The organism is Rhizobium sp. TRM96647, assembly GCF_025780115.1.
Taxonomy (GTDB): Bacteria; Pseudomonadota; Alphaproteobacteria; order Rhizobiales; family Rhizobiaceae; genus Mycoplana.
Map to the genome: position 1 here is coordinate 1 of NZ_JAOXHF010000021.1, position 25,458 is coordinate 25,458.

Genomic DNA, 25,458 nt, shown 5'->3' on the forward strand with positions numbered 1-25,458 from the left:
GGCGGGCTGACCCATTCCCGGCTCTGTCCGGAAGGCACGGCGAGCGCCGAAGCTACACCACTCCCTGGGACATCATCACAGACGGAACGCGTATTTACAAGTCTATGGGCCACTCCATCGATTGCTTCATTGAGTTGAATCGCAATGGCTCTTTCTGAATCAGCCACCTCGACAGAGGCCAATGCGGATGCTGCCAGGCAGGTGGCTCCCCAAGTCCGAAACTGACGCGAACTGAACTCGCCGCCAGCGACATCGCGAATGTAGGCATTCACGTCTTGCGATGATATCGGACGACAGTCGCCATTGTCGCATATGTACTGGAAAAGTTGCTGACCCGGCAGTTCCTGCAGTTTGCGAACTGCGCTGGCTATGCGTCTGTCTGAATGGACAAGATTCCATTGCTTTCCCGACTTGCCGACAAAGCGAAAGCGAACGCTGCTTCCTTCAATTTTGACATGACGATTGCGAAGCGTAGTAAGCCCAAATGAGCCATTTTCCTCAGCATAACTGGCGTTTCCCACCCTGATGAACAGGTTGTCCAACATCCAAACGACAACGGCCAACGCCTTGTCCATCGTCAGGTGCCGCAGGCGCAGATCCGCATCAACCCGCTCTCGGAGATCGGGAAGACGCCTGCCGAAATCGGCAAGTTGGTCAAATTTTGCGCGCTCTTTCTCTGATCGCCAGTCGGGATGGTAAAGATACTGTTTGCGTCCGCGTGCATCGCGGCCAACCGCCTGAATATGTGTATCGGCACTGGGGGAGATGACAACGTCGGCATAAGCGGGCGGTATCGCCAAACCATCGAGACGCGCGATCTCTGCGTTGTCCACTATGCGACGACCGTCCTCTCCATAGTAGAGAAAGCGCCGCCGCCCCTGCTTTCGCGAAATGCCGGCACTAAGCCCAGATATGTAAATGAGTTTTGATGGGGTCATAGCGACTGGATGCATCTCCTACTGCTTCAACGCGATTTCAAGGAGCGAGTTCCTTGGTAGTTCGAGTGCGCGAGATACCATGATTGCCACACATCGCCGGCTCCAACGTATCCAAGTGATTCTTTCGCAGATTCGACGTGAGAGGCGCATTGAATTCCACAGATGCTGAAGCAATTGAGACAACGCGCTTTGCAGCCGCACGGAGATCTCCGGCAATGGCTGAGAGGCGGAGCCATCGCAAAGGCACCTTAGCGTCTGACGCCGTTGCGTCGGCGAAGATCTTGTCGCGCTGGGTCGAACGCTTCAAGGCTGAGGCGCGCGCAGGCACGATTCATCGATCGTCCCGGCCCAGGGTGATGCCGGGCATGACCGATCCGGCGTTTGCCGAGCGTCTCAGATCGCGGCAGCCGAACCGGTCAGGCGCCACAAACGTGTCCGGATCGCACCTACTCCGTTTGCACCCTCGTGGTGGATCTTTCCTCGCTTGAAAGGAATACTTGTTCGTTAGACGCAATCCCGATGTCGTTCGGTACGGGCGAGAACTAGGTATGGCGATCGATGGCGCCAGCCTTGTAGAGGAGGACGGATCGCGACTTGTCAGAATGAGCGTTGAGCGCCGTTCCCCCGGCCCCTTTTGCGTTTTCAGTTCGCGACCGCCTTCGGTTCCCATAGGCCAATATTCTTTACCGAGTTTCGGAACCTCAATTATATGACGGCGTTAAGCGATATCGCCCACCGAGGATATCGCTGTGTATGATGGGTTTGTGGAGCTATCGGTATTCGGAATTGCTGTGCTGTTCGTACTGCTGGTGATCTTGCTGATCTGAAGCGATCGCGATTGGGCAGCGCACCAAGGAAGGCCTGATGGGCGGAATACGCTTGGCGCCGCATAGGTGGAGCATTGGACGACGGCCGTTTTTTACGGCTCGTTAGCGTTGCACTTTCTTCCGTTGTTCGGGTCATGTCCGGATATCATGCCGGCAATTAAGCCGCCAACGAATTCGCGCCGCCTCAGGCGCGAATTCGGATTCTCGTTGCCATATGTCGCGGCAATGTGTGCAGCGCCGAACTGATCCACGCGTTAGCCGGTCTGCCTATGCGGCGCCGCGACGGGTTTCGACTCAGGCGATCCGCGATATCTGAGGAAGATAGAGAAAACGACTACGAGTGCTGTCGACAGAAACTCGGACTGCCAGTTCTGTAAAGATTCGAACCAGAACTGGGCGCTGAGGAGGTGCTCCGCAACGGCAATTGGCGTTCTACCGTGCCGAAGAGCTTCCGTGTTCGCCTCGCCTGCGCTTTGCCAAAGGTGCAGGGCGAAGGATAAGCAGAACAGGAATAAGAATGCGATCCCAAGGGAATAGGAGTAAAGTGCCAGAATGACGCCGCCTTTTTGCACCGGCCACGGTGCATCCTTGTGGTCGGAGAAAGACGGGTCCTCGTCGCTGGGATGCCGGCTGTCTGGGTCCCTGGATTCCGCCGAGCCACGCTGGAAGAAATAGGCTGTCAAGCACACATAGGTGGCCATCTGTAAGAACTCGCTTTCCCAGTTCTCGAAGAGCGCGGATAGGAAATGACCAGATCCGAGATAGTTGGCGTACGACAATTGCTGTGCGCCGTGCTCTGCAATTTCCGCGCGGGACGCGAACCATCCGGCCATCGACATACCTAAGGTCGCCAATAAGGTTGCCGCAACCAGAATGATCGTCAGGCTGTTGTCGCGAAATGCCCGCATGATCTTTCTCCACCTCGCATGGTTCGCTGTTGGGATCCGTGGATTTCTTGCGCGCCAGCCGTGCCGAGTGCCGGTTCCCAGCCCGCGATGGCAATCGGCTTTGCACGTTTCCCGATTCATTCCTCTTTCGATAGCAGAAAACCCCGGGGACCGAATCATGTTCCCATCGGGTTGCCAACGTTCTCAATTGTCCCGCAGAGCGGAACCAAAGGCGGTAAGGCACATTTCCTGATGAAGAGGATCGGTTATGCGTAGTCCCCAACAGGATCAGACGGTAACAGAAATCACCATTCTCATACCGGCATTGAGACGATTCAGCCGCACCTTCGCCCGCACCTCTAGCGATGCAGACGATCTCGTCCAGGACACACTGCTCAAGGCCCTCTCTAACGTGAACCAGTACCAGTCAGGTACGCACCTGAAGTCCTGGCTTTTCATCATGCGCAACACTTTCTTGACAAATCTCAGGTTCGCAAAGCGGGAGCAAGTTGGCATGGATGAGGATAGCACCAACTCCAGACCGACTGCGCCGGACCAGGAGTGGCACGTTATCGGCCGCGAACTAGAGGAAGCGATAGGTCGCATCAGTCGGCAAGGCCAAGAGGTCATCGCCCTCGTGACCATCGATGGAATGGCCTATGACGAGGCGGCGATCCACTTGGGCTGCGCTATCGGAACTGTCAAAAGCCGCCTCAATCGCGCGCGCCAGAGACCTGCGATCGAGATGGGAGCTCCCAAACGGGCAAATGATGGCGTCGTTCCAGCTCGCCGCAGGTCCCACCCGAAGTTCAACTGGAAGATCGAGGGCTGAGATCGGGACGGAGGACGCAATCCAAGGTCGGCGAAGGCATCACAATGGCGTTCTTGCCGCACCAATCGGTTGCAGTGCTTTAGACCCCTTGAGCCGGTCACGGACCCGATATTTATGATCGCGGCACCATTGTCCATATGCGGCACAGCGGCCTTCGCCATCTCGAAATACCCATAGAAATTTTCTTTAGTGTCTCGTCGGAATGCTCGTCCAAAACATCATCATGTCGATGGTACGCAGTTGAAAGGCTGCATGGTTGACCAACACGACGAGTGGCCCCAGAGCCCGAACAGGACTCAACCGCTCGCCTGCAAAAGCTTGGCATCCTTGACCTCGCCCTTCATTACACACATTTTCTGCCTTCATTCTCCACCGTCTTCTGAGTAAGTTCCGCATCCTCGCCTTCGCCCAAATGAGTGATTGCAATATTCGCGCCTTGCCTTGCATTCAGGGTAGCCCCGGAGCGACCGACGACGGGGTCACCACCGGTGATCAGCGGCACCTGTACGGGAGCTTCCCGGATACCAGATTGAACGGAGTATAGCGCATAGGTTGCGACGGAAGGGCCGCTCCGATCCGGGCTTCTGTTGATGCACTTCAGGTAGGCGGTGGAACCGGGTATATTCGTCCGCCGGCTTGCATGGCTTCCCGATCTTCTTCGGCTTGCCGTGACGGTCAGCTTTCGCGACCTGTTTCTGCATTGAATGTTGCTTTTGGACTGTGGTTGTCGAGGATATCGTTGGCTGCCTTCTGTTTGTGAAGCAGAATGACACTCAGCGGCAATGGTTGCGCGAATGGCCGGCTGCCAGATTGGTGTTTTCCCTTAGTCTTCCGCGAGCAGCCTCAATCCGTCATCATTAATCCTGGTGCCGAGGCCCTCATCCTCTGCCACATCGGGAGAATCCTGGATTGCGATGCCGAGAGATTGGAGACGCTCGGCCATCGCCGTCGGGAGAACGTGAACGCGACCATCAGCCAGTCGGCGAAGCCACACGATTTCCTCGGCGTCCAGATCCTTGAGCGAGTAGCCCATATCTTTCTCCTTTACATGTTGAGTAGAGATCTCAACGGGGAACCGCCATCGAAGTTCCCAATCAGACATCGCGCGGCTTTCCCGCTAACCCGCTAACCCAACGCCAAGACAGATCAGATCGTGAACGCCAAGCGGCAATGCGCCGAACTTTTCTCTTAGGCCAACGGTCTTCCGGTTCGTCGCATAGATTGGTGGCTGAACACCGATTTTGCACCACAGTTTTGCGAAGGATATTTCCGTGAGTTCTTAAGTTGGCCGATTTTCTCGTGATACTTAGAATTTCCGCGCCAAAACGATGATTTTAATATGTTTGCATGTGTCCTTCTACTCGGACTTGTGCAAGTGACGTTGACCGAAATACAAACGAAATTCCAGAAGTGGCGCGCTCAACCGACAGGGGAGACAACGCGGCGCCGCCCCCCCTCCCCCACGGCAGGCAGATCAACCGCAGGCGCTCCGTTGACGGATACCGAAGCGCGTTCGCCGTACAAACGTAACCGGTGGTGCGCTCGCACCTTGACTAAGATTTGAGTTTCAGTGCCTTGAATCTCGGCGTCGATGAGGGCGGCAAATATAAATCATAGTCGACGTGGTCGTGTCAGCCAGCCAGTGCCAATCCTCCGTGACGACCTATGTCCGTCTCAATTTCTCTGACCAAGCTGTCGAGTGCTGGATTTCTCGATTTGCGAGCCCTCCGGATAACGTATGCCAAGGACGGAGGCAGAGGCAGACGGTCGGTCATTATCTGCATTTCTCCCCGGATGTGGCGGTCACTCAGCAACGCAACGCCCATCGTCGCGTTGACGGCGGCCACGATCCCAGCAGCGCTTGAGCATTCAAACACGGTTTCGAGAACCGTGTTCTCCTGGCCGATGTCGAGAGCCCATTGTCGATAGAAGCATTCATCGTCGAACGACAAAAAGGGTATCGGTTCATCCTGCCGTATCAGCAACTCTGGATGCTTCACCCAGTGAAGGCCTTCTCTGTAAAGGACTACGTCGTTAGGACGCACCTCGTGGCTGAAGACCTGGACGATTGCAGCATCAAGTTCTCCGCGCTCCATCATAACGCGGAGAACCAAGCTCATGCGGACCTTGGTTCGGACCGCAACGTTTGGATGAAGCCGCTTGAAGCGGCCAAAGACGCGAGCGAGATCAGTGCATGCCGTGTCTTCGGTGAGGCCCAGTAGAAGTCTTCCGGCGAGCGGTGTCTTGGACAGACTTATCAGCGCCTCGTCGTGCAGTCCAAGGATGCGGCCAGCGTAGTCCAGCAGGTCTTCGCCAGCAGCCGTGAACATCGGTCCTCCCGATTTCCGTCCGAGCAGCTCACAGTCGAGGCTAACTTCGAGCCTTTTGATTTTATGGCTCACCGCTGACTGCGAAAGACCGAGTGCGGCGGCTGCTTTGGTAATGCCGCCGTGTTGGCGGATTGCAGAAAGCGCCCGCAGAGCGTCGATTTCGAGGCGGCGACTGTTCAGTTCGTTCATGGCCATATCCGTCTAATTGTCGGTGGAACGAACTTATCACGAACCTCGCAGCTCATGACAGGGATTTAAGGAATGTCATGCGTGCATCGATATTTGTCATGTGCGATTTCGACGCTTTCCCCATACCGCTAGATTGTGTTCCTCGCGATAGAGCCCCAATGACCGACACCTCGCTACCTTCCGTCTCTGCCAGACGCCATCCGCTGTTATGGCCATTGCTTGCCACGCTTCTCATCATCGGATGGAGTTCCGGGTTTGTCGGTATTCGATATGCCAACCAGGAGGCGAGCGTCATGCTTCTGCTCTTCTGGCGGACTTTGCTTTCAGGACTGATCCTTCTGCCTTTTGCGTTGGCCATCGGTCCACGGATATCGATGCGTGCGGTCAGGGATCAGGCGCTATTCGGCATCATGGCGGTCTTCCTTTATCTGGGAGGTTTCGCGCTTGCCATAGAGCAAAAGGTGCCAACCGGCTTGGTTGCCCTGATCGCCGATCTTCTTCCGCTCGCCATCGCCGCCCTTTCCCAGCCCGTCCTTCGTGAACGACTAACGGCAAGGCAATGGATAGGCACCGCGATTGCAGTCGTCGGCGTCTTGATCGTATCCTTCGACAACCTCAGTTTCGGCACCGCTCCGATCTGGGCATACGGTCTAACAGTCGGTTCGATGCTGGTGTTCGCCGTCGCCTCGGTCCTGCACAGGAGACGCAAGACGGAGCACATGCCGGTCCATCAGAGCCTTTGTATCCAGACGTTGATAGGTTCGGTTCTCTTCGGGCTGTGCGCATTAACGCAAGGTAGTCTTGCCCCGCCAATGACCCGAGACTTTGCAATCGGGATGGTGTGGCTGGTCGTGATCGCAACGTTTCTAGCCTATGCGGTCTACTATACCAGTCTTCGGCTGTTCCCGGTTGCCAAGGTGAGCGCTGCCATCTACCTCAGCCCACCCGTGACAATGATATGGGCCTGGATGTTGTTCTCGGAGCCTCTGACCCTTGCAATGTTCGCCGGGCTGGCGGTTACCTTGGTTGGCGTATGGATGACTTCACGGGGCTGAGCACTGCGCAAACGGCGGCTACAAACCGTTATGCGACCGGATGATTCCAAGGAAGCAGTTCATCGATCCGGCTCTGCTTGTGGCCGTTGACGATGGCGGTGAGTGTGCTGCACAGATAGGCAAGCGGATCGACGGTATTTAGCTTACAGGTTTCGATCAACGAGGCGATGGTGGCCCAGTTCTCCGCTCCGGCCTCGTGTCCAGCGAAGAGAGCATTCTTTCGGTTCAACGCAATCGGCCTGATGGTCCGCTCGACCGTGTTGTTGTCGATCTCGATGCGACCGTCGGTCAAGTAGACGCAGAGCCCATCCCAGTATTGGGAGATATACGAGAGTGCTTCGCCGAGCGGCGACTTGCCAGCGACGCGGGCACGATGATGCGTGAGCCAGGTCCGCAGGTCCGCGACCAATGGCGCTGACCGTGCCTTCCTCCCAGCAAGGCGGGCGTCGGCATCGAGACCGCGCAGCTCTGCTTCGATGCGATACAGTTCGCCGATCCGCGTCACGCCTTCCTCGGCAATCGGCGCTGATCCGTTCCGGGTGATCTCGACCAGCTTACGCCGGGCATGCGCCCAGCAATATGCTAGTCGGATGTAGGGACAGGTGCGGTCCGGTGCGATCAAGCGGTTATATCCCGTGTAGCCGTCGACCTGAAGGACGCCTGTGAACTCTTGCAATATCCGTTCGGCATGGTGCCCACTGCGACCAGGAGCATAGGTAAAGGCGACGCCCGGCGGCGCTCCTCCGAGCCAAGGTCGGTCATCACGGGCAAGCGCCCAGAAGTATCCGGTCTTAGTTTTGCGGGAGCCGAGATCGAGCACCGGCGCACGGGTCTCATCCATGAACAGCTTGGTCGAGCGCTTCAAATCGGTGATCAGAGCGTCGAAGACCGGACGAAGTTCGAAGGCCGCCCTGCCGACCCAATCGGCAAGCGTCGAACGGTCAAGATCGAGACCCTGGCGGTTCATGATCTGGGCCTGTCGGTACAGCGGCAGATGATCAGCGTACTTGGAGACCAGCACATGCGCGATGGTCGCCTCTGTCGGCAACCCGGCCTGGATCAATCGAGCGGGGGCTGGAGCCTGAGATACGCCATCGGTGCAGGCACGGCAGGCATGTTTGGGACGACGGGTGACGATGACGCGGAACTGTGCCGGGATGATATCGAGTCGCTCGGACACGTCCTCCCCGATGCAATGCAGGCGGCCGCCACAGTTGCAGATCAGGCTTTCCGGCTCGATGATCTCTTCGACATGAGGAAGATGGGCGGGAAGTGAGCCGCGATTGGCTGCCCGTGGTTTTGGCTGCGGCTTACCCGGAGTGCTGTCCTCGTCTTCGGCATGGATCGCCGCTATGGCTGTTTCCAGGTCCTCCAATGCAAGATCGAATTGCTCGGGTGCCTGCTTAAAAGCAGCGACCAACTTCTCCAGCCGTTCGATCCGCTCATCCTTACGAACTTCACGAACCTGCGACGCGATCAGCATCGCCTTCAGGGCAGCAATATCGTCTGGAAGATCGACCGCGTCCAACATGGAGAAAGTCTATCAAATTACGTGTCGTCCCACCGCCGGAATTTGCGAACCGAGTCATCGTGACGCACCTACTCGATTGCCGCTGGCGCTCTTGCCTCAACGGAGCGGACTCGCCGCCAGTCGAGCCCGGCAAACAGCGCCTCGAACTGAGCATGCCCAAGGGTCATCAGCCCGTCGCGGATATCTGGCCAAGTGAACGTATGCTCCTCCAGTCGCTTGTAGGCCATCACTAGACCGCTGCCATCCCAGTAGATCAGCTTCAGGCGATCCGCCTTGCGTGACCGGAATACGAACACCGTCCCCGTAAACGGGTCCTTATGTAGCTCGTTCTTGACTAAAGCTGCCAATCCATCATGGCCTTTGCGGGGTCGACGGGCTTGGTCGCCACCATGATCCGCACACGGTTCGATGGAAAGATCATGCCGTAACCGCGCAAGCACGCGCGACAGCGGCGATCCGGGCGGCAGATGCGCCTTCTTCCAAACGGATCGTAACAGCGCCGACGATGATCTCAGGGCGGTTGGACTTTTTGACGGGCGGCTCCGCGACGGGTCGTTCGACAATCACCGCTGCGAACTCTACGGCATCTTCGGGTGCTGGCAGAACCAGTTTGCCCTGACGTGCCATCGTACGCCAAGTCGACAGGTGGTTCGGCTTCAGGCCGTGTCGCTCTGCAACTTCATTGACCAAGGCACCTGGCCGAAGGCTCTCAGAAACGATCTGCGCCTTGACCTCGTCCGGCCAATGTCGATGCGGCTCACGTCCAGACTTCCTGGTCGTGAGAACCTCCAATGTACTCTCCATGGAGAAACTCCCGTTGCTCGTCCATGGAAAGCCGATCACAGATCAGGGCGGCGAGGACAACGTGGGGGCGGAACACCGGTTACGTACAAACGCACTGAGCCTCGTACGATCCGGCCGCGTGTCGCAGACTGCGTAACGGAGCGAGTGTTGCGATCAATTGTCATTGCGAGAACAGAGAGGTGCTTCAGCAATGCCACGCTTTTCGGATGCCGGCTCATCATCCGGAAGACGCCGTTCCGCCATGAAGATCGACCAGGCAGCGAGGAAGAGAGCCGCTACGAGTGGGCCGATCACAAAGCCATTTATACCGACTAGTGCGATTCCACCGACCGTCGAAAGCAGTACGACATAATCGGGTAGTCTTGTTTCTTGGCCCACAAGAGGCGGGCGCAGCAGATTGTCTACTACGCCAATTACGAATACGCCGATCAGGGTCAGAGTGACCGCCTTCCCCCACATTCCAGAAAGAGCCAGGTAGGCTGCAGCGGGAATCCAGATGATCGCCGCGCCGACGACGGGCATCAATGACAGGATACTCATCCCTACGCCCAGAAGCATGGCCGACCTAAGGCCAAGCGCCCAGAACGCAACGCCTCCGATCGAGCCCTGGACGATCGCAACAATTACGTTGCCTCGAATGGTGGCGCGCACGACGGAGGTGAATTTCGAGGCGAACTGGCGAGTGTGATCCTCGCTAAGCGGGATGGCAAGTCGGATCGTACGTGCCAGCGCCCGACCATCCCGAAAGAGAAAGAATAGGAGGTACAGCATGACGCCGAAGGCGAGGACGAACTCTAGTGTCGATTGGCCGAAGCTAAGGGCTCGGGCGGCAAAGAAACTGCCGCCTTCGACAAGGGCCGGCGAAAAGCGCTCGCGCAGATGGCCTAGCCATTGAAGATCTATCTCGGCTGTGCGCTTCTGGATGAAATTGGGGAGGATGTCATGGAACCTATGGAGGGCATCGGTGATGTTAACGTCGCCGCTCTCCATGTGCTGATAAAGCTCACTCCCCTGCTGCAATAGTAAGGTCAAGACCATGAGACTCGGGGCAATCACGAGGCAGAGGCATGTCAGGACAGAAATCCCCGCCGCAATATTTTGGTGCCCGCGAAGAATCGTTTCAATTCGGTTGTGGAGCGGGAAGAACACGATTGCAAAAATGGCGGCCCAGAGTATTGCCGAGTAGAACGGTAAAGTGATCGCGATGAAAGCAATAGTGACGAGCGCCAGGATGGCGAAGAAGGCGATACGCTGAATGAGCATGTCCCCTCCTTCAAAAGGTTCCTCCCCGGTCGCGGCCAGGGTTCGGGACGTGGATCCATGCAGCCAGGCAATAACTTGCTCACTTGTGCGCCTGCCTGTTCCTCCCTTTTACAGAAGCGTTTCTTGTCATCCCGGCTCCGATTATATTCATGACTTCCTCGGCTGCGATTCGTTGCACCGCGTAGGTCTCGTCAGGCTCGATGCCCGGATCTTCTTCGTGATCGCGATGGGTTTCTTGTTCCACCTGCAAGCGCCGCAAAACATCCTGCGCCTCTGGTGCGGTCTTTAGAAGGGCAACAAGCGAGACCAAAAGCCTTCTATGTGCGTTTATCCTGCCTTCCAAGGCCATGAGATCGGGCGTCATGTGCATCTCCAATTTGCCAAGAACCGTCGGAGGCGCCCAAAGGTTCCATTGCGAGGACACTCTTGCTGAAAATTCCTATTAGACCTACCCGCCGGCGTATCTGAACTACGCGGGTCGAATGAGACGGCTGCCTCAGGGATCCGGGGGGCATTCATTACGTCTGAATTCGTTACTTTCGGCCGCGGTCGAGCAAAAGTTTCTACTCTTAAGCGGTGCCTTCAACTTTTGCGGTTTCCAAAACCCAGTTGTTCGCTCGGTGAGTTTGGGACTTTTGGCCGGATGAAACTGACAGATGCTCTGATCCCCGAAAACTAAAGGGAACAAGGGGCTCAGGTCAGTACCATGCGGTGTGTTCTCGCGTTCAACCGCAAGAGCGGATTTCTGGCTTAAGCGGCAGCCGAATTACCGTTCGAACTGCCGATCGTGAGGCCTGCCTCGTCAACCGCTGCGAGAAAGGCCTTTCGCGCGTCCTCTACTTCAATCCGTCCCTCGACGGCCTCAAGGCACATTCGCTCGGCTCGCTCGCGCTCTGGAGCGTCTCCTGCAGGCCAAGAGATCATGAGAAGCATCGCTGCGGCATAGGGCCCGTGCACCGTCTGGTGATTGGTGCCGTCGAGCATTAGGTCCACCGGCATCTTCCATTTCGACATCTGAGTTCTCCCACAGTCGCCGGGATGAAACGCAATAGGGGAGCGGGTGTTCCACACGGTGCTGGGAGCAAGCATTTATCGGGGAACATACATCGTCGGACGTCGTTGGAAAGGAACACAAGAGGACAATTGTCATGCACTACGACGCTGCAGGCTACCCGACATTCCCAGGTGGCGACCTTTCCGGGACGCTCAGCCCCAGGGAATTGAATACTCTCGAGTCAGTATTCGACGATTGCCGCCGTGACTGTGGCTTTCCGTTTGAAAGTGAGCATGCCCGTTCACTTGGACGAGCACTTATCCGCCTCTACTCGCGAGGGGGGCATAGTCCAGTGGCTATGCGGTCGATTCTGGTTGCCAGTTTCAGGCGACATGCCCATTGACATGCCGACGGGGTGGTCGGCTACCCGGATATCTTCCCACGGTAATGCGCACTGCGGAGACCTGCTACCCTTGACTGGGCGATGCTCAAGGGGAGAACCAACCCTTAGGACCCTTGCTGCGGTCCAGTGGCGGCTTCGTCATTTTCGTGGGCGATTCTGGCCGGATGTTAAACATCATGGGCAGGAAGGCGTTTCGAGGCTGGCTGAGCAACCAACATCTGCACGGTTTCTTCCGGCGCGCTGCTGCAGGAGGGCGTTGGCTTGGCCCACACGCCGTGCGCTGCCGCCAGTCTGTTGGTTGCAGAGCGTAACGACGGCGGCTCTTTTAACGCTGGCGAATTTGAATGCCGGCCTCTCTGGCTGCATATATGAAGGCATCGCGCGCTACCTTCCGCGGCACTCCACGCGTGAGGACGGCGCGGCAGACGCGCACGGCTTCGGAGTAGGCGGCCCCTCTCTCAGGTGGCCAATGCTCCAAGCACGCGAGAGCATCCCGGGTGCTTCTGACGCGTAGAAAACGACCGGGACCGCCAAGTTCCAGTTCCACGTACTTTGTCCAATATCTGGGGTCGTCCATCTTTGTAGCTCCACCCCTCGGTGGAGAAACATCTGAAAAACAGAATAGTTCCCGGAGCACGCCGCCGTAGGAACTAACCGGCAGTCAGGTGGTCTGATAGAAGGCCACAATATGATGGTCGATGTCTTCAAAGCGGTTGTAACAGGAGAGCCAGGAATGTCGGGCGAATACATCTCTTTGAGCGGGAGATTCCATCACGAAGGCCATGCGGAGGGGGCCGTTCCGTCTGTCGGCTCGAGCTTTTTGCAGGACGCTGTCTAGCAGCGATGCTTCGAAAGGATTGAAGAAGTAAAGGACGGAAGAATCGGAATAGTCAAAATCCTCAGCTGGCATGCAATAGATTTGAACAGGCGATTTTCGCCCTCTCATCCTCTCACAGTTCCGTTTCGCTTCGCTTGCCAAGGCCGTCGAGTACTCGACGCCAATGACTTGGGAGAGACGACGCCTTGCGGCAAGACAGACGACACGTCCTTTGCCACAGCCTACGTCAACAAACCTGTCCTCATGAGTTAGGTCAAGAAGGTCCAACAGAGATTGAATGCAGCGATAGCTGATCGTAGCATAGTATACGTGTCCGGACGATTCGGCTGGCGCGGTTCCCCCCGTGGTGATGTTCAACCGTAAATCGTTGGCACGGCTTTTCAGACTGCGTCCCAGGTTATTCAGAAACATTGTCGCTATCCTTCGTTTACGATGAAGTACGACTCGGCAGCGTGACCAACATGAGGCGATCATGTCATGGTTTCTGCACGCTCATAATTACGACATTGGGTGAAATCTGCCGCCTTAAAGGAGGCTTTTGCCACGTTGGATTGTGAGCGAATTATAAGCCGCAAGCAAAGATTAGAGCCCAAGGTTTCGTTGGAACTGTCCAGTCCAACGCCGGTTCGGGGGCCGCGCATCATTGGATAGGAGCGGAAGGCGGGAACCCTACATGCGAGGTTATGGCGCGGAAGTCACCAACTCCCCAGCCGCAATGGAATTCAGCCGCATGACGAACTCCTCGACCTACATGGCTTCTCCAAGTGGCGGGGCGCTCGATTCTCGAGGATGCAGTTCGACCGCCTGACGCCCCAAGTTGGCGCGCTACACAGGAACAAATCCAGGCGGGAAGACTTTCATCATTTCCATGGAAGGAGATGCCACATGCCTGCTAAATCAAAAGCTCAGCAGAAAGCCGCAGGAGCTGCCCTTTCCGCAAAGCGCGGCGAAACGAAGAAAAGCGAACTGAAGGGCGCTTCCAAGGAAATGGAAAAATCCATGACTGAGAGGGAGCTTCGCGAATTCGCGTCAGGCAGTCAAAAGGGGAAAGCTGAACGTAAATAATCTGGCACGCACAAATCCCGTTGCCGGCTGAATTGGAGATGCGTCGATAAGGGCGGCTTTTTGCGTAATTACTTCTCAAACCGTGCCAGCATTCGTCGTAGCTGTGCGTTCTGCAGTTCCAATTTCTGCGCCAGTTGCGATCTCAATTGATGGATCTCATCGTCAAGCTCCCGAGTAGGATCACCGGGCGCAACCAACTGCGCCGGCACCAAAACAACACTTGTCCGCTTGTTCCCAGGGGCGCGACGGCGAGGTTTTTCAGCGACCGTCCCGCGAGTGGTGACTGGCTTCTTCACCTTGTCTTTTGCCGCTGCCGTGGGCATCGCGACAAGCGCAGCCAAAGCGTCAACGCGCTCGGGTTCTTTCTCCGCTGAAGGGTTAGCAACGTTTACGTGTGGATTGGTCGGCGCCTCGGACGGGGGCGTGACCATCGCATCGGCTTCTGATGGCGCGCGCCTTGCTTGTCGTGTCGCCTTGCAAGGCCAACGAGAAATTGCCACGGGGATTTCATCTTCGTTGCTTAACCTCGCAGGCGTCACTGAGGACAACCGTCCCGGCAACGATCGCTCATCGCCGGGAATGTCAGCTAAACGCGGATCCGGAGTTCACGACTCGGAGGAACTAGTCTTGCCCGGACTAAGAATGGCCGAGGCGCTTGCGAAGATCGGCGTTTTCGGCGCGCAGTTTTTCGGCCAGAAGCTTTCGGAGGTTTCGATTTTCGAGTTCCAACTGGAGAAGGTCGGCCATTTCGTCGCCTGCATCAGCAGCCGATTTCGTTTCGGCAATTGCCGTCGGCGCCCGCATCTTGCGGGGCTTCTTTGCAGCGCCCCCTCCTGCCAAGGAAGGTTGCGCAGACTTCACCCGTTTTACACGCGTTTTCCGCGTCGCCTTCTTGCTATCGGGCATCTTGGCCGAAGTGTCGCCTGTTGCCGCGTCGAGCGATGCACTCTTCGGACGGGGACCCCGACGTTTCTTTTCAGGGGTAAATGGTGCGGTATCCGTGCTTACGCTGTCCGTGCTAACGACTGTGGTGGTTTCTTCGGCCATATGTCCCTCCTGTGGTGGCGATGAAGTTTTTCGCTGACCCAGTGCAGGTGTCAACAGCATCGCCTCAGTATGCGGTGTTTCACGGTCATTAATACTCTGTGCCGCCGGAGTGATGTCAACGGACGGAGCAATGTCAACGGACGGCGCCTCAGCTTCCACGTCGCGGGAGATGGATTTCAGATCGACGTTTCCCCAGATGGACGTCGGTTTCTGTGCTTGCCGCCGGCCTTTGTACTCAACCACGAAGTTTTTATGTAATCGCTTCATGGGCTGGCCTCGCGTTCGGCTGAACAGTAGATGTCCCGCGCCTTTTCCGGTGTACATTTTTGATGGTGCAGACGGGTATATTCTGAGCTCCATTTCACTCATACAAATGTTGACGTCAAGTCGCAATTGCTACGTCGCTCTACGAGCCGCTTCACGCCGTTCGTTAGACATGGACTCTTCGGCATAGAATCAGATCTGCCTGCTCGGCCGGCAAATCCAGCCCAGGACGCGCGGCAACGAAAGCAACCCAATCCCGCTTCTTCTGATGGCGTCCTGGACCAGGTCCGGATCTCCGTCGATCAACCCATGAAAGGTCGGCTAGCAAGCTGCCGCCGCTCCGTCTTCGCCTTCGCGGTGATCGCGACCGTCCCTGTTCCTTTGAGTAACCATCAGCGGGAATTGGCCCGCTCCCTCATGGAGCCTAACATGTGCCACGATCTCTCCCTCGCACAGTCGAAGCGTCAGCTATTCTCCTATTGTTCGCGAGACGGAGGCGCTTTCACGTTCGCTGACGACCTGAAGGAGAAGAAGCGTGAGCTACGTGACACGAAACTCAGTTGGCAGCGGACCTATGCAATGAGACCAACGCACTGGCCGCATAGCTGCCTTGCACAATAAATGTTTTCCGAATGGTCAAAAACCAGGCATAACGCCTGCAGCTGATGCAGATGGCGGTCGCCTCCCAGTTCCGCCGCATTTGCTGTTCCCCTCTGGAGGTCAAAGATCTCCACACTTCATGGGCCGCGGTTTACTCCGTCGGCCCTTTTTTCTTGTTTTCACCGTCCAACGGTACCTGCGCTTGATCGAACTGGCGAACATGGCGCTCCTCCCTCCCAAGCGCGAGATTATCGAGATAGCGCTTTCGCATTGTCTTCATGTCGAGGTCGCCATTGATCCATGACTCCAGCAGATCGACGAAGACTGGGTCTTCATCGATCGGTGCACCACGGGACTTTGCGCGATCGATGGCGCGTTGCGCGATTGCCCTCCGGGTTTCGAGATTTGTGCTCATTGTTCCTCAACTCGCGCTCTTGGATGGGCGGCGACATCTATCAGGGGCCTTTGGAGGTCGCGACTTGAAATTTCGCGCCATCAACAATATCTGAGAATCACTTCCCGTTCCGATGATGTCCCACCGCAGCAATTGCGCTGGCTTTCGAAGCCGTCCGGGATCAGCAAAAGGGCGGTCCCCACGCGGGTCGAGCGCCCTTTTGGCGTTTCAGTTTCCAGAAAGGCTGTTCTTGTCCATCATAACCGGCCGTGCGCGATCATGTCTTCCAATAGAGAAGAAGAAAAGAAGGAAGGACAGGATCCGTCGCCGATCGGTCCTCCTGCCGACGCAGTGGCTCAACCGCCCCTGCGCCATCCCGGCCACTCGTCCTTCGCAGGGCTGTCAGCCCCGCTAGTCCGTCGCAGCAGGGATGCTCGGTCGCAGGTGCGTCAGTCCGGCCGCTCAGCGGTCCGGGAGGTGTCTTCGAGCAGAGACGAAGACAGGAAGGGCTGGCAAAATCTCCTGAAAGGAAAAACCCCATGCAGATCATGAATGTTGACCCGCGCGCTCTGAAGGACAACCCCTGATCGGATGCGCTAGTCGAAGTCGTCACTGCAGGCCGATGCGCTGATGCTGACCACGATCAAGGCCGTCGGCATCGTCCAGCCGCCGGTGGTCGCTCCTGAAACGGATGGTGGCACCGGCTACATCATCGACACCAAGCATCGCCGCAGATTTCGAAGAAATCGCGATCCTCGTCGTGGATGCGGCCAACGACAACGGCGCGATGCGCTCGATGGTCGAGAACAGCGTCCGCGAGGCGCTTACCTCGTCGATCAATGGCGCGGCGTCGAACGGCTCATTGCGCTTGGCTGGACTGAGGAAGCGATTGCCGTCGCACTCGCCCTCCCCGGTCGCCAGATCCGCAAGCTGCGTCTCCTCGCCAATGTGCTGCCGGCCATGCTCGAGCAGATGGCGCTGGGCGACGTGCCGTCCGAGCAGCAGCTGCGGGTGATCGCAGCCGCCGGTCAGGTCGACCAGAAAGAGGTGAGAGCCGGGTCAAGGATCACCGGGCGTTCGATCGGCGTCATGCGGCCGACTACATCGTCACGTCAGCGATCCTGTCAGACCAACACCCTGGCATGACCGAGGCGTGGCAAAGGTCGGCGGAGGCCGTATCCGCGACGGCGAAGAACGCCACTTTCTGGTGGCAAGCGACGAATATGCCGGGCGCGGCCGGTTCGGCTTTGTCATTGATCCCGTCCGTCACGCCGAGTATCACGGACCATCCTCTTTCATCGGCTGGCGATGCCGGGAGGATGGGGCATGATCGACGTCTGCGCTTTGAGACTGCTGGCGACGGCGATCGGCACCCGGCGTGAAATCCATCTCGATTGTCTGACACGGCAGATCGCGGCGCGCGCCGGAAGACAGGCGACAACGGTGAGCCGCCGATCCGATGTCCGCCTTAACCGTCATAAGTTCATCGACAGCCTCACCTTCGAACGATGGAGCGAACGCGACATGATCGCCTGCAGGTTGGCGGCGCAAGAGCAGGTCATCGATGAGCTCCAGCGCAGCGGTGACCCACCTGTTCGACCTCGCGCGCGATAGGTCGGCCTGAGATCGGCTGGCCTGCTTGATATCTCGACATAGGACCGGTCTCCTCCCGGGCGGCGGCGCGACCATGCCGCCCGCTTACGGCTTGCATCTGATTTCGGACCCGTACCGGACTGCCGTTCTTGTTCGCTGCGGTCTGAACCGGCGGCCGGTCGTTTCAAGGCCGCTGTGGCGCCGCGGGGCGGCCGACCCAGCCTCTCTGCGCGAGGGCAAGCGTGCGGTCTGCGCAGGTCAAAACCTGCTGGCCCGCCAAGCCTGACCTGCTGGTTCGGCCGGATTGGACCTGTGAAGCCGTCCGTCCCTTGCCGGTTCTGGTCGTCCGCATCGAAGGGCAGACCGGCACGGGTCGGAGCCGCTTCGGCAGCCAAGGAAGGAACAGACATGGCCAAGCCCTCCACTCCCAACTCCAACGCAAGGTCGTCGCAATCTCGCCGCGGCACCACCCTCGAAATGGTCCGCCTCTCCTGCCCTGATGCCGCCGAGGCATTCAAGATCGCCGAGAGCTTCGGCACGGCAGTCGTCGACAGCGGTGGCATCCGCAGCCTCCACGAGCGGCTGATCGTCGAGACCGCCGACAGCCTTTCAGATGGGCTCGGTGAGAGGGCCATGCAGATCCATCTGCAGCGGATCGTAGGGGCCTTCGTCGGATCGGCGCATGGCGCCGGGCAGTTCTACTCCCGCGCCGTCACCGAGGCGCGCGACGCAACCGCCAAGGCATCGAATGATGCCCGCGATGAGGATCTCGATGGTCCGGTCGGCTATGACAGCGCCGCCCAGCGCAAGCGGGAATTCGCGGCCGACATGGCTGTCCAGTCCCACGCGCTGCGGATGGCAGCCGAGGGCGCAGTGGCCGCCTATGAACAGGTCGTCGGCGAGACCTGGAAGCCCTTCGACCGGCCGGTCGAAAATCTGGGTAGCACCCTTGACCGCAAGGCGACCGAAGCACAGATGGCCGCTTTCGGATGACACAATCGGCGGGGGCGCATCCCGCTCTTCTTCCCTTGCTCTGAGGCTGGCGCCTACAAGCGCCGGCCTTTTCTCATATCGAGCGCCAAGGTTGAAGACGCGTCTATCCCGGCCCGTCCCGCTCGGCGGTCCTGCAGGAGCCAGGCCCCCATGCAACGGCTTCGCCGTCCTCCACGCCGTTGCGGCCGTTCCAGTGCATGGTCTCACCGTCGGCCCCTGACGTCGGACCTCCGTGACGGACCGCGATAGGCGCGGTCCCTGAGAAGGGGAGATAAATCATGACAAGGAAATCAGCATCAGACCGTGCGGACATCTACACCCGGATCACCGATCGGATCGTCGAGGATATCGAACAGGGTGTGCGCCCCTGGATGAAGCCATGGAGCGCCGCTAACACCAATGGCCGCATCACCCGGCCGGTGCGCCACAACGGCCTTCCCTATTCGGGCATGAACGTGCTGCTCCTGTGGTCGGAGCAGATGTCACGCGGCTTCGCCTCCTCGATGTGGATGACCTTCAAGCAGGCCCTCGAACTGGGCGGAGCCGTGCGGAAGGGCGAGACAGGTTCGATGGTCGTCTTTGCCAGCCGCTTCACCAAGTCAGTGGCCGACGGAAACGGAAATGATGTCGATCGCGAGATCCCATTCCTGAAGGCCTACTCGGTGTTCAATATCGAGCAGATCGATGGTTTGCCCGATACCTATTATGCCCCGCAGACCGAGGTGCCGAATCCCGTCGAGCGAATTGAAAGCGCTGAACGTTTCTTTCGCGCCACCGGTGCAGTGATCCGGCATGGCGGCAACCAGGCCTACTATTCACCGGTCATGGACTACATCCAGATGCCGCCGTTCGAGGCGTTTCGCGATGCTGCCGGCTACGCGGCCGTCCTCAGTCATGAAGCGACGCACTGGACAGCACCGGAACATCGCGTCGGACGTGACCTGTCGCGCTATGCGAAGGGCCGGACGGAACGCGCGCGCGAAGAGCTCATTGCCGAGCTCGGCAGTTGCTTCCTCTGCGCCGATCTCGGCATCGCGCCGGAGCTCGAGCCGAGGCCGGATCATGCGTCCTACCTGCAGTCTTGGCTATCGGTCCTTGCCAACGACAAGCGGGCGATCTTCCAGGCCGCGGCGCATGCGCAGCGCGCGGTAAGCTTCCTGCATTCCTTGCAGCCGGATGAGGATGTGAAGGTTGCGGCCTGACGTTCAGGCGCGGCCGTCACCACCGGCGGCGGCCGCGTCATCCATATTCGGTTGGTCCCTATCGAATTGCTCTTGGAGACCGTGCGCAATGTCTACATCCAGCCCTCCCCAGATCGACGGTTTTGCAGCGTCGGGCTTGGGTTTGCGGGACGGTTTGCGTTCGACGATGAACGGTTTGGTCTGCTGACGCATTGATCCTCCAGGCTGCGATTCGCGAGCACAACGATATCGCACGAGGCGTGGCGGGCAAGCCGGCCAATGTTCGCGAGAGTCTCCCTTCCCCAAATCGAATCATGCAGCGACGACAGGACAGGCGGATCATGGGGCCGGATGCCCATTCGTGCCGAGGGCAATTGCGGCGGACCGCCATTGCCATATCCCTTCACGCCTGAGTCTCCGGCACCCATCTGCGGGCTCGATGAGGCATGTCTGACCGGAGACCGGCATCGCCTCGATCGTCTTCCCGCAACGACAAGGCTCAGATTTCTTACCCCGGCTCCCTTACGGGCTCCTCCTCTCCCACTAACAAATCTGCGACTTGTCGCCCTCCATTTCATTGCGGCCTTATCAGGTGCGGCCCGATCGTCACCGGTCTTGTCGACAGCCATCGAGGCCGCGATGGGCGCGGCCCGAACCACGAAAGGAATACGACAATGGCTACCATCGGCACCTTCACCTCCACCGAAAACGGTTTCACCGGCTCCATTCGCACTCTCGCATTGAACGTCAAAGCCCGCATCGCGCGGGTGGAAAACCCCTCAGACAAGGGCCCGCAGTTCCGCGTCTACGCCGGTAGCGTTGAACTCGGCGCGGCCTGGCAGAAGACCTCCGAGCAGGGCCGCGACTACCTCTCGGTCAAGCTCGACGATCCGAGCTTCCCGGCCCCGATCTACGCTACGCTCGCCGAGGTCGAAGGCGAGGATGGTCTCCAGCTCATCTGGTCCCGTACGAACCGGGACTGATTGACATCACGAGGCTCCGCCATCGGCGGAGCCTTCTCCTCTTCGGAAAATCAAAGCCGGATCTAGCATTGAGTCAGACCCGGCCCATGGTGCACTTTTGGAACGGCAGGCTTATCTTTCATCTGGCGTTGCTCGCGTAGGCTTTGTTGCCGATCGAGCCCGTCATGCCTGTCCCTCAAATTCTAGTGCCACCTATCAGATATCGGTGCATGATCAACGAACGGCGGCTGAGTAGCCGCGACGCTTCTTCTGTCGGAGGACGTCGAGGAAAAGGGCCACGGCCTCTCGCTCGGTTTCGAAATGGTGGCTCTTTGTCTGCCCCGTCGTGCCTATACGTCCCCAACACCGCGTCAGGCAGGCGTCTCCGAACAGGTTGGGCTCGATCGACATCGCATAAAAGCGGGCCATGTTTTTCTTGATGTCCGTCCTCTCGACATAGAGGTGGTAGGGCTGAGTGATCATGCCGACATGATCGTGCTTCTAAGATCCCCCGTCCAACAAGAGTTTTGAATCGTTCGGGCGCAATCGATTCATGTTGGTGATGTGGAGGGGCTGCCTGGTCAGAACGGTCCGCCGTCGGCGTACGGCTCTATTCGCTGGCGCAAACGAAGACCGCGTGCGGTCTTCGCCCCATTTGCTTCAGTCGACGCACTGTCCGATTTGGGGCCGGGCACAGACGGTCTGGTTTCAAAAACGCGCTCCACGCCATTTTTCGAGTGGCTGATGCGTTCACTTCACCACTTCGATTTCGCTTGGCCGCCAGGTCTTGTCGAAGAATGAGGGCAGCGGGCTGTAGAGGCGCAGGATCGTGAACCAGCCCTTCTTGGGGTCGCGGCTGCGTCGGGCCGAAATACACCGTCGTCGTACCGTCCGCCGCGGCTTCGGCGGAGGGCGAGGGATAGCTCTGGCTGCCGGCGCGTGGATATTTCTGCGGCGTCTGCAGCATTGAGCGGGTCCGGTTGTCGTAGAGCGTGAACGACCAGAACGCCCGGGCTGGCACATCCTTGGGCAGCGTCACCTTGTAGGTCTTTGCGCCGTCGAAAGGAGCTCCCTCGACGTTGAGGAAACCCATCAGGTACTGAGAACCCACGTCCGTGCGCTGCCAGGACACACAACACGAAAAGCGGACATCAGGGCTCTTGCCGCCGATGACTGGGATCGGCCCAAAGCGGACAACTTGGCACACTACTCGCAACAACTATTCCTGGCCGAAGCGCCACAGCACTGCGCCTCATTCGCTGATTTCTCGGCTAACCGACGGTCACGGGGCTTACAACTGGCAGGTCTTGGCACCAGTCTCACGGCCAGAACGCCATCACGCGCGAGAGGTTTCTCGGCATAAAACAACTGCATCGGTCGGACTCCGTCACTGACTTCGAAGGTCAGCTTAGCAGTGTCATCCAACCTGACATGCTCGGATACCTTCCTGACTATCACGGCAAACTTGCCCGCCGTCATATGCGTGCGTCCGCCCTCGTCGACGTCCCAGAGCTGGACAAAGATTTCGGACCATGCTTCCGGATTGGCTCCGCAATCAAGAGCGGAAAAGTGACCTGCCTTGACCTCGGTGACATGGTAACCAGGCTTGATCGCTCGCCCCTCATAGCTGAACACCAGGGGAAGGTCCGGCCGGGCGGCGCTCAGTTCGAGCAGCCTTCCGAGAGTAATGTCGCCTTCAGGGGATAGACTCTTGTCGATCCTATCCATCTGCGCTACTCCTTGATTTCAATGTTTCAAGGATCGTTGAATAATGGATGACCGTCAAGCCCTCGCGTCGTTTGCGGCACTGTCGCAGGAAACCCGCCTCCAGGTCGTTCGCACCCTCGTTGTCGCTGGGCCTGATGGTCTTGCCGCAGGTTCGATCGCGGAGCGGATGGGCGTATCGCCATCGAACCTCAGCTTTCATCTCAAGGAACTGGATCATGCGGGACTGATCAGTCAGCGGCGTGAGTCGCGATCCATCGTCTACAGCGCAAGCTATGACGCTCTCGCTGACCTCGTGAAGTTCCTGATGGAAGACTGCTGCTCGGGTCACCCCGGCATCCGGGCTTCACTCGAGCGATCCGAGGAGTGTTGCGACGGAGCGAAGACTGACGGGGAAGCGACCGTTGCGTGACGTCAAAAGCCCCGCGGGCATCGTGTCGGCGCTCGGCCTGACGCAGATCATCGGTTACGGCACTCTCTACTACTCGTTCTCGATCCTGTCGCCCGCCATAGCCAAGGACCTTGGCCTCAGCCTCGAATGGGTCTTCGGCGTGTTCTCGCTGTCGCTATTCGTAGGAGGCATGTCCGCGCCGTTTATCGGGCGGCACATGGACAAGGTCGGTGCCGCGACGGTGATGACGGCCGGGTCAGCCATCGCGGCGGCGACGCTGGCGCTATGCGCGTGGTCGCCCTCCGTCGCAGGGTTCGTCCTTTCGATCGTTATTCTCGAGATATCCTCGGGCATGGTGCAGTACCAGGCCGCGTTCGCGGCGCTCGTCGAAAACGAGCCCAGGACCGCATCCCGAAGCATCACCTATCTGACCCTGATCGGCGGGTTCGCATCGACGATCTTCTGGCCGATCTCGGCTGCGCTCAGCGGCTATCTCACATGGCGTGAAATCTACCTCGTCTTCGCCGCCCTGAACCTGCTCGTTTGCATGCCGCTGCACTTCTGGATCATGCGTGCAGGCAAGGCCGCTTCTCGTCTCGATCCGAACAGGTTGCCGAATGTCGTCGTCGGTGCTCTGCCTCCCGAAGCCCGCCGACGGGGCATGATCCTGGTGTCCTTCGCGTTTGCCGTCCTCGGCTTCACCCTTGCGGCGATCCTCGCCCACATGGTGCCGATGCTCGGGACGCTTGGCCTCGGCACTATGGCAGTCGTAGTTGGATCGATCTTCGGTCCCGCACAGGTCGCCAGCCGCCTGATCAACATGATCTTCGGCACGAAGCTTTCGCCACCCATGCTCGCGGTGATCTCGGGGCTGCTCATGGTCCTCGGCGTCATCATCCTGGGGCTGTCGGGCAACTGGCTACCGGGCGCGGTGGCCTTTGCTATCTGCCTGGGCCTTGGTTCGGGCATCAACAGCATCGCGCAGGGTAGCCTGCCGCTGTATCTGTTCGGCTCGGACGGCTACGGCGCGGTGACAGGCAAGATGGCAGCGGCCCGGCTCGCCGTCGGAGCTGCCGCGCCGTTCGTCTTTGCGACTGCCATGCAGAACCTCGGTATTGGTACCTCGCTGGCGATAAACGCGGCGCTCGGGCTCGTCGGGGTCGTCGCGTTCGGGGTCGTCGCGACGTCTACGCGACGACCAGTGGTATCCGCCTCCGAGGTGTCAGATCGACTTCAGTGAGACGCGCTGCTCCAGCTTTGCGGCATCTTCCTTCCGCTCGCTGTAACGATCGGTGAGGTAGGACGACGCATCCCTGGTCAGGAAGGTGAACTTGACCAGTTCCTCGCAGACATCGACCACCCTGTCGTAATACGAGGAAGGCTTCATCCGGCCCTCGGCGTCGAACTCGTTGTAAGCCTGAGCGACGGACGACTGGTTCGGGATGGTGATCATCCGCATCCAGCGGCCGAGGATACGGAGCTGACTGACCGCGTTAAACGACTGCGATCCGCCCGAGACCTGCATGACCGCCAGGGTCTTCCCTTGGGTTGGCCGAACCGATCCCACGGCCAGCGGAATCCAGTCGATCTGAGACTTCATGACGCCCGTCATCGCACCATGGCGCTCGGGGCTGACCCATACCTGGCTCTCAGACCATTCGGAAAGCTCGCGCAGTTCCTGAACCTTGGGGTGGCTGACAGGAGCCTCGTCAGGCAGCGGAAGCCCCTTGGGATCGAAGACGCGGACCTCGCATCCGAAATGCTCCAGCAGACGCTGGGCCTCGAAGGCGAGCAGTCTGCTGTACGATACCTCCCTAAGCGATCCGTAGAGGATCACGATGCGCGGCTTGTGCGTCGAGAACGCCGGACGCAGTGCCTCAAGGTCCGGCAAGCGGAAATGTTCAGGCGATGCGGCAGGGAATGTATCAGACAATGCGCTTTCCTTCGTCGTCGAGAATCCGCTCGCCGTCTTCCTTCGTAAACGGACCGCTGAATGCGTCGGCCGGGAGGATGTCGAGCACCACCTCTGACGGGCGCGATAGCCGCGTCCCCATCGAGGTGATGACGAACGGACGGTTGATCAGGATGGGGTCCTTGAGCATCGCATCAAGAAGCTGGTCATCCGTCAGCTCCGGGTTATCGAGGCCGAGCTCGGCATAGGGCGTGCCTTTCTCGCGGATAGCCTGGCGAACCGTAAGGCCTGCATCGGAGATCATCATCGCGAGTTGCTCGCGTGTCGGCGGTGTCTTGAGATACTCGATGACATCAGGCTCGATCCCAGCGAGCCGGATCAGATCAAGGGTGTTCCGCGAAGTCCCACAGGCGGGGTTGTGATAGATGGTAACGTCCATG

28 protein-coding genes and 3 pseudogenes are annotated in these 25,458 nt (G+C 58.6%); 10 read left to right on the plus strand and 21 right to left on the minus strand.

Features of this window, described 5'->3' with window-relative positions; genetic code table 11:
* Together OCK02_RS24450 and OCK02_RS24460 are read right to left on the minus strand one after the other, a co-directional pair.
* A partial coding sequence (locus tag OCK02_RS24450) for a DNA topoisomerase IB (RefSeq protein ID WP_263815301.1) occupies positions 1 to 938 on the minus strand: 938 nt, incomplete at its 3' end.
* Between the two features lie 1,081 nt (positions 939 to 2,019).
* Positions 2,020 to 2,673, minus strand: a complete 654-nt coding sequence (locus OCK02_RS24460; protein ID WP_263815302.1) for a DUF6766 family protein — start codon at positions 2,671 to 2,673, stop codon at positions 2,020 to 2,022.
* Positions 2,674 to 2,920: 247 nt separating this feature from the next.
* Between OCK02_RS24460 and OCK02_RS24465 the strand changes: the two genes are divergently transcribed.
* Positions 2,921 to 3,484 (plus strand): sigma-70 family RNA polymerase sigma factor, encoded by a 564-nt coding sequence (locus tag OCK02_RS24465; protein ID WP_263815303.1) that lies wholly within the window; start codon positions 2,921 to 2,923, stop codon positions 3,482 to 3,484.
* An 823-nt stretch (positions 3,485 to 4,307) separates the two neighbouring features.
* Here the strand turns inward: OCK02_RS24465 and OCK02_RS24470 are convergent.
* Both OCK02_RS24470 and OCK02_RS24475 read right to left on the minus strand, forming a co-directional pair.
* On the minus strand, positions 4,308 to 4,517 hold the full coding sequence (locus OCK02_RS24470) for a hypothetical protein (protein WP_263815304.1): 210 nt from the start codon (positions 4,515 to 4,517) through the stop codon (positions 4,308 to 4,310).
* 598 nt (positions 4,518 to 5,115) lie between these two features.
* Entirely contained in the window at positions 5,116 to 6,003 is an 888-nt protein-coding gene (locus OCK02_RS24475) for a LysR family transcriptional regulator (RefSeq protein WP_263815305.1), read from the minus strand.
* A 158-nt stretch (positions 6,004 to 6,161) separates the two neighbouring features.
* Between OCK02_RS24475 and OCK02_RS24480 the strand changes: the two genes are divergently transcribed.
* Positions 6,162 to 7,058, plus strand: coding sequence for a DMT family transporter (locus tag OCK02_RS24480; RefSeq protein ID WP_263815306.1), 897 nt, complete (start codon positions 6,162 to 6,164; stop codon positions 7,056 to 7,058).
* 28 nt (positions 7,059 to 7,086) lie between these two features.
* Here the strand turns inward: OCK02_RS24480 and tnpC are convergent, their stop codons facing one another.
* The 8 genes and pseudogenes from tnpC to OCK02_RS24515 all read right to left on the minus strand — a co-directional run bounded on the left by tnpC (position 7,087) and on the right by OCK02_RS24515 (position 13,302).
* Positions 7,087 to 8,589, minus strand: coding sequence for an IS66 family transposase (gene tnpC, locus OCK02_RS24485; protein ID WP_263815307.1), 1,503 nt, complete (start codon positions 8,587 to 8,589; stop codon positions 7,087 to 7,089).
* Positions 8,590 to 8,657: 68 nt separating this feature from the next.
* Positions 8,658 to 9,010: pseudogene (tnpB, locus tag OCK02_RS24490) on the minus strand (IS66 family insertion sequence element accessory protein TnpB).
* Positions 9,007 to 9,393 (minus strand): IS66-like element accessory protein TnpA, encoded by a 387-nt coding sequence (gene tnpA, locus OCK02_RS24495; RefSeq protein ID WP_263815308.1) that lies wholly within the window; start codon positions 9,391 to 9,393, stop codon positions 9,007 to 9,009. The pseudogene tnpB and the gene tnpA overlap by 4 nt, the downstream one beginning before the upstream one ends.
* A gap of 153 nt (positions 9,394 to 9,546) precedes the next feature.
* Entirely contained in the window at positions 9,547 to 10,656 is a 1,110-nt protein-coding gene (locus OCK02_RS24500; protein ID WP_263815309.1) for an AI-2E family transporter, read from the minus strand.
* A 79-nt stretch (positions 10,657 to 10,735) separates the two neighbouring features.
* Positions 10,736 to 11,020 carry a hypothetical protein gene (locus OCK02_RS24505; RefSeq protein WP_263815310.1) on the minus strand — a complete coding sequence of 95 codons (285 nt, stop codon included), beginning with the start codon at positions 11,018 to 11,020 and terminating at the stop codon, positions 10,736 to 10,738.
* A gap of 386 nt (positions 11,021 to 11,406) precedes the next feature.
* On the minus strand, positions 11,407 to 11,670 hold the full coding sequence (locus tag OCK02_RS24510) for a DUF982 domain-containing protein (RefSeq protein WP_263815311.1): 264 nt from the start codon (positions 11,668 to 11,670) through the stop codon (positions 11,407 to 11,409).
* Positions 11,671 to 12,378: 708 nt separating this feature from the next.
* The gene (locus OCK02_RS26305; RefSeq protein WP_412178922.1) at positions 12,379 to 12,630 is read right to left on the minus strand and encodes a DUF982 domain-containing protein; all 252 of its coding nucleotides are present in this window, start codon (positions 12,628 to 12,630) and stop codon (positions 12,379 to 12,381) included.
* 84 nt (positions 12,631 to 12,714) lie between these two features.
* Complete coding sequence (locus tag OCK02_RS24515) at positions 12,715 to 13,302, minus strand: class I SAM-dependent methyltransferase (RefSeq protein WP_263815312.1); 588 nt, start codon at positions 13,300 to 13,302, stop codon at positions 12,715 to 12,717.
* A gap of 474 nt (positions 13,303 to 13,776) precedes the next feature.
* Between OCK02_RS24515 and OCK02_RS24520 the strand changes: the two genes are divergently transcribed.
* Positions 13,777 to 13,956 (plus strand): DUF3008 family protein, encoded by a 180-nt coding sequence (locus tag OCK02_RS24520; protein ID WP_263815313.1) that lies wholly within the window; start codon positions 13,777 to 13,779, stop codon positions 13,954 to 13,956.
* A gap of 68 nt (positions 13,957 to 14,024) precedes the next feature.
* Here the strand turns inward: OCK02_RS24520 and OCK02_RS24525 are convergent, their stop codons facing one another.
* The 3 genes from OCK02_RS24525 to OCK02_RS24535 all read right to left on the minus strand — a co-directional run bounded on the left by OCK02_RS24525 (position 14,025) and on the right by OCK02_RS24535 (position 16,282).
* A complete protein-coding gene (locus OCK02_RS24525; RefSeq protein ID WP_263815314.1) occupies positions 14,025 to 14,387 on the minus strand; it encodes a hypothetical protein in 363 nt (120 codons plus the stop codon).
* Positions 14,388 to 14,592: 205 nt separating this feature from the next.
* Complete coding sequence (locus tag OCK02_RS24530; RefSeq protein WP_263815315.1) at positions 14,593 to 15,270, minus strand: transcriptional regulator; 678 nt, start codon at positions 15,268 to 15,270, stop codon at positions 14,593 to 14,595.
* Between the two features lie 748 nt (positions 15,271 to 16,018).
* On the minus strand, positions 16,019 to 16,282 hold the full coding sequence (locus OCK02_RS24535) for a hypothetical protein (RefSeq protein WP_263815316.1): 264 nt from the start codon (positions 16,280 to 16,282) through the stop codon (positions 16,019 to 16,021).
* 518 nt (positions 16,283 to 16,800) lie between these two features.
* Here OCK02_RS24535 and OCK02_RS24540 point away from each other — a divergent pair.
* From OCK02_RS24540 to OCK02_RS24560, 4 genes and pseudogenes are all read left to right on the plus strand, one after another.
* Positions 16,801 to 17,311 (plus strand): annotated as a pseudogene (locus OCK02_RS24540) (plasmid partitioning protein); the annotation flags it as partial.
* A gap of 276 nt (positions 17,312 to 17,587) precedes the next feature.
* The gene (locus OCK02_RS24550) at positions 17,588 to 17,875 is read left to right on the plus strand and encodes a hypothetical protein (RefSeq protein WP_263815317.1); all 288 of its coding nucleotides are present in this window, start codon (positions 17,588 to 17,590) and stop codon (positions 17,873 to 17,875) included.
* A 387-nt stretch (positions 17,876 to 18,262) separates the two neighbouring features.
* The gene (locus tag OCK02_RS24555) at positions 18,263 to 18,847 is read left to right on the plus strand and encodes a hypothetical protein (RefSeq protein ID WP_263815318.1); all 585 of its coding nucleotides are present in this window, start codon (positions 18,263 to 18,265) and stop codon (positions 18,845 to 18,847) included.
* A 278-nt stretch (positions 18,848 to 19,125) separates the two neighbouring features.
* Entirely contained in the window at positions 19,126 to 20,049 is a 924-nt protein-coding gene (locus OCK02_RS24560; RefSeq protein WP_263815319.1) for an ArdC family protein, read from the plus strand.
* Between the two features lie 3 nt (positions 20,050 to 20,052).
* Here OCK02_RS24560 and OCK02_RS24565 read toward each other — a convergent pair whose 3' ends face one another.
* Positions 20,053 to 20,241 (minus strand): hypothetical protein, encoded by a 189-nt coding sequence (locus OCK02_RS24565; RefSeq protein WP_263815320.1) that lies wholly within the window; start codon positions 20,239 to 20,241, stop codon positions 20,053 to 20,055.
* 461 nt (positions 20,242 to 20,702) lie between these two features.
* On the opposite strand from OCK02_RS24565, the gene OCK02_RS24570 reads away from it, so the two are divergent.
* Positions 20,703 to 21,011, plus strand: coding sequence for a DUF736 domain-containing protein (locus tag OCK02_RS24570; protein ID WP_263815321.1), 309 nt, complete (start codon positions 20,703 to 20,705; stop codon positions 21,009 to 21,011).
* A gap of 213 nt (positions 21,012 to 21,224) precedes the next feature.
* Here OCK02_RS24570 and OCK02_RS24575 read toward each other — a convergent pair whose 3' ends face one another.
* The 3 genes and pseudogenes from OCK02_RS24575 to OCK02_RS24585 all read right to left on the minus strand — a co-directional run bounded on the left by OCK02_RS24575 (position 21,225) and on the right by OCK02_RS24585 (position 22,718).
* Positions 21,225 to 21,473: a WGR domain-containing protein gene (locus OCK02_RS24575; RefSeq protein ID WP_263815322.1), complete on the minus strand. Its 249-nt coding sequence runs from the start codon at positions 21,471 to 21,473 to the stop codon at positions 21,225 to 21,227.
* Between the two features lie 267 nt (positions 21,474 to 21,740).
* Positions 21,741 to 22,179: pseudogene (locus OCK02_RS24580) on the minus strand (DUF1214 domain-containing protein); the annotation flags it as partial.
* 17 nt (positions 22,180 to 22,196) lie between these two features.
* Complete coding sequence (locus OCK02_RS24585) at positions 22,197 to 22,718, minus strand: DUF6428 family protein (protein WP_263815323.1); 522 nt, start codon at positions 22,716 to 22,718, stop codon at positions 22,197 to 22,199.
* A gap of 43 nt (positions 22,719 to 22,761) precedes the next feature.
* Here OCK02_RS24585 and OCK02_RS24590 point away from each other — a divergent pair, with 43 nt between their 5' ends.
* Positions 22,762 to 23,127: an ArsR/SmtB family transcription factor gene (locus OCK02_RS24590; protein WP_263815324.1), complete on the plus strand. Its 366-nt coding sequence runs from the start codon at positions 22,762 to 22,764 to the stop codon at positions 23,125 to 23,127.
* Positions 23,120 to 24,346 carry an arsenite efflux MFS transporter ArsK gene (arsK, locus tag OCK02_RS24595; protein ID WP_263815325.1) on the plus strand — a complete coding sequence of 409 codons (1,227 nt, stop codon included), beginning with the start codon at positions 23,120 to 23,122 and terminating at the stop codon, positions 24,344 to 24,346. The genes OCK02_RS24590 and arsK overlap by 8 nt, the downstream gene beginning before the upstream one ends.
* Here the strand turns inward: arsK and arsH are convergent.
* Both arsH and arsC read right to left on the minus strand, forming a co-directional pair.
* The gene (gene arsH, locus OCK02_RS24600) at positions 24,329 to 25,039 is read right to left on the minus strand and encodes an arsenical resistance protein ArsH (RefSeq protein ID WP_263815326.1); all 711 of its coding nucleotides are present in this window, start codon (positions 25,037 to 25,039) and stop codon (positions 24,329 to 24,331) included. The two genes, arsK and arsH, sit on opposite strands and share 18 nt — an antisense overlap.
* Positions 25,032 to 25,457 carry an arsenate reductase (glutaredoxin) gene (arsC, locus tag OCK02_RS24605; RefSeq protein WP_263815327.1) on the minus strand — a complete coding sequence of 142 codons (426 nt, stop codon included), beginning with the start codon at positions 25,455 to 25,457 and terminating at the stop codon, positions 25,032 to 25,034. Before arsC ends, arsH begins: the two co-directional genes overlap by 8 nt.
* Position 25,458: the final 1 nt, after the last annotated feature.

Excerpts from the sequence above, each read along its gene's own strand:
- OCK02_RS24460 (WP_263815302.1), bottom strand. The coding sequence starts at position 2,673 with ATGCGGGCATTTCGCGACAACAGCCTGACGATCATTCTGGTTGCGGCA.
- OCK02_RS24465 (WP_263815303.1), top strand. The coding sequence starts at position 2,921 with ATGCGTAGTCCCCAACAGGATCAGACGGTAACAGAAATCACCATTCTC.
- OCK02_RS24470 (WP_263815304.1), bottom strand. The coding sequence starts at position 4,517 with ATGGGCTACTCGCTCAAGGATCTGGACGCCGAGGAAATCGTGTGGCTT.
- OCK02_RS24475 (WP_263815305.1), bottom strand. The coding sequence starts at position 6,003 with ATGAACGAACTGAACAGTCGCCGCCTCGAAATCGACGCTCTGCGGGCG.
- OCK02_RS24480 (WP_263815306.1), top strand. The coding sequence starts at position 6,162 with ATGACCGACACCTCGCTACCTTCCGTCTCTGCCAGACGCCATCCGCTG.
- tnpC (WP_263815307.1), bottom strand. The coding sequence starts at position 8,589 with ATGTTGGACGCGGTCGATCTTCCAGACGATATTGCTGCCCTGAAGGCG.
- tnpA (WP_263815308.1), bottom strand. The coding sequence starts at position 9,393 with ATGGAGAGTACATTGGAGGTTCTCACGACCAGGAAGTCTGGACGTGAG.
- OCK02_RS24500 (WP_263815309.1), bottom strand. The coding sequence starts at position 10,656 with ATGCTCATTCAGCGTATCGCCTTCTTCGCCATCCTGGCGCTCGTCACT.
- OCK02_RS24505 (WP_263815310.1), bottom strand. The coding sequence starts at position 11,020 with ATGACGCCCGATCTCATGGCCTTGGAAGGCAGGATAAACGCACATAGA.
- OCK02_RS24510 (WP_263815311.1), bottom strand. The coding sequence starts at position 11,670 with ATGTCGAAATGGAAGATGCCGGTGGACCTAATGCTCGACGGCACCAAT.
- OCK02_RS26305 (WP_412178922.1), bottom strand. The coding sequence starts at position 12,630 with ATGGACGACCCCAGATATTGGACAAAGTACGTGGAACTGGAACTTGGC.
- OCK02_RS24515 (WP_263815312.1), bottom strand. The coding sequence starts at position 13,302 with ATGTTTCTGAATAACCTGGGACGCAGTCTGAAAAGCCGTGCCAACGAT.
- OCK02_RS24520 (WP_263815313.1), top strand. The coding sequence starts at position 13,777 with ATGCCTGCTAAATCAAAAGCTCAGCAGAAAGCCGCAGGAGCTGCCCTT.
- OCK02_RS24525 (WP_263815314.1), bottom strand. The coding sequence starts at position 14,387 with ATGGTCACGCCCCCGTCCGAGGCGCCGACCAATCCACACGTAAACGTT.
- OCK02_RS24530 (WP_263815315.1), bottom strand. The coding sequence starts at position 15,270 with ATGAAGCGATTACATAAAAACTTCGTGGTTGAGTACAAAGGCCGGCGG.
- OCK02_RS24535 (WP_263815316.1), bottom strand. The coding sequence starts at position 16,282 with ATGAGCACAAATCTCGAAACCCGGAGGGCAATCGCGCAACGCGCCATC.
- OCK02_RS24550 (WP_263815317.1), top strand. The coding sequence starts at position 17,588 with ATGATCGACGTCTGCGCTTTGAGACTGCTGGCGACGGCGATCGGCACC.
- OCK02_RS24555 (WP_263815318.1), top strand. The coding sequence starts at position 18,263 with ATGGCCAAGCCCTCCACTCCCAACTCCAACGCAAGGTCGTCGCAATCT.
- OCK02_RS24560 (WP_263815319.1), top strand. The coding sequence starts at position 19,126 with ATGACAAGGAAATCAGCATCAGACCGTGCGGACATCTACACCCGGATC.
- OCK02_RS24565 (WP_263815320.1), bottom strand. The coding sequence starts at position 20,241 with ATGCGTCAGCAGACCAAACCGTTCATCGTCGAACGCAAACCGTCCCGC.
- OCK02_RS24570 (WP_263815321.1), top strand. The coding sequence starts at position 20,703 with ATGGCTACCATCGGCACCTTCACCTCCACCGAAAACGGTTTCACCGGC.
- OCK02_RS24575 (WP_263815322.1), bottom strand. The coding sequence starts at position 21,473 with ATGATCACTCAGCCCTACCACCTCTATGTCGAGAGGACGGACATCAAG.
- OCK02_RS24585 (WP_263815323.1), bottom strand. The coding sequence starts at position 22,718 with ATGGATAGGATCGACAAGAGTCTATCCCCTGAAGGCGACATTACTCTC.
- OCK02_RS24590 (WP_263815324.1), top strand. The coding sequence starts at position 22,762 with ATGGATGACCGTCAAGCCCTCGCGTCGTTTGCGGCACTGTCGCAGGAA.
- arsC (WP_263815327.1), bottom strand. The coding sequence starts at position 25,457 with ATGGACGTTACCATCTATCACAACCCCGCCTGTGGGACTTCGCGGAAC.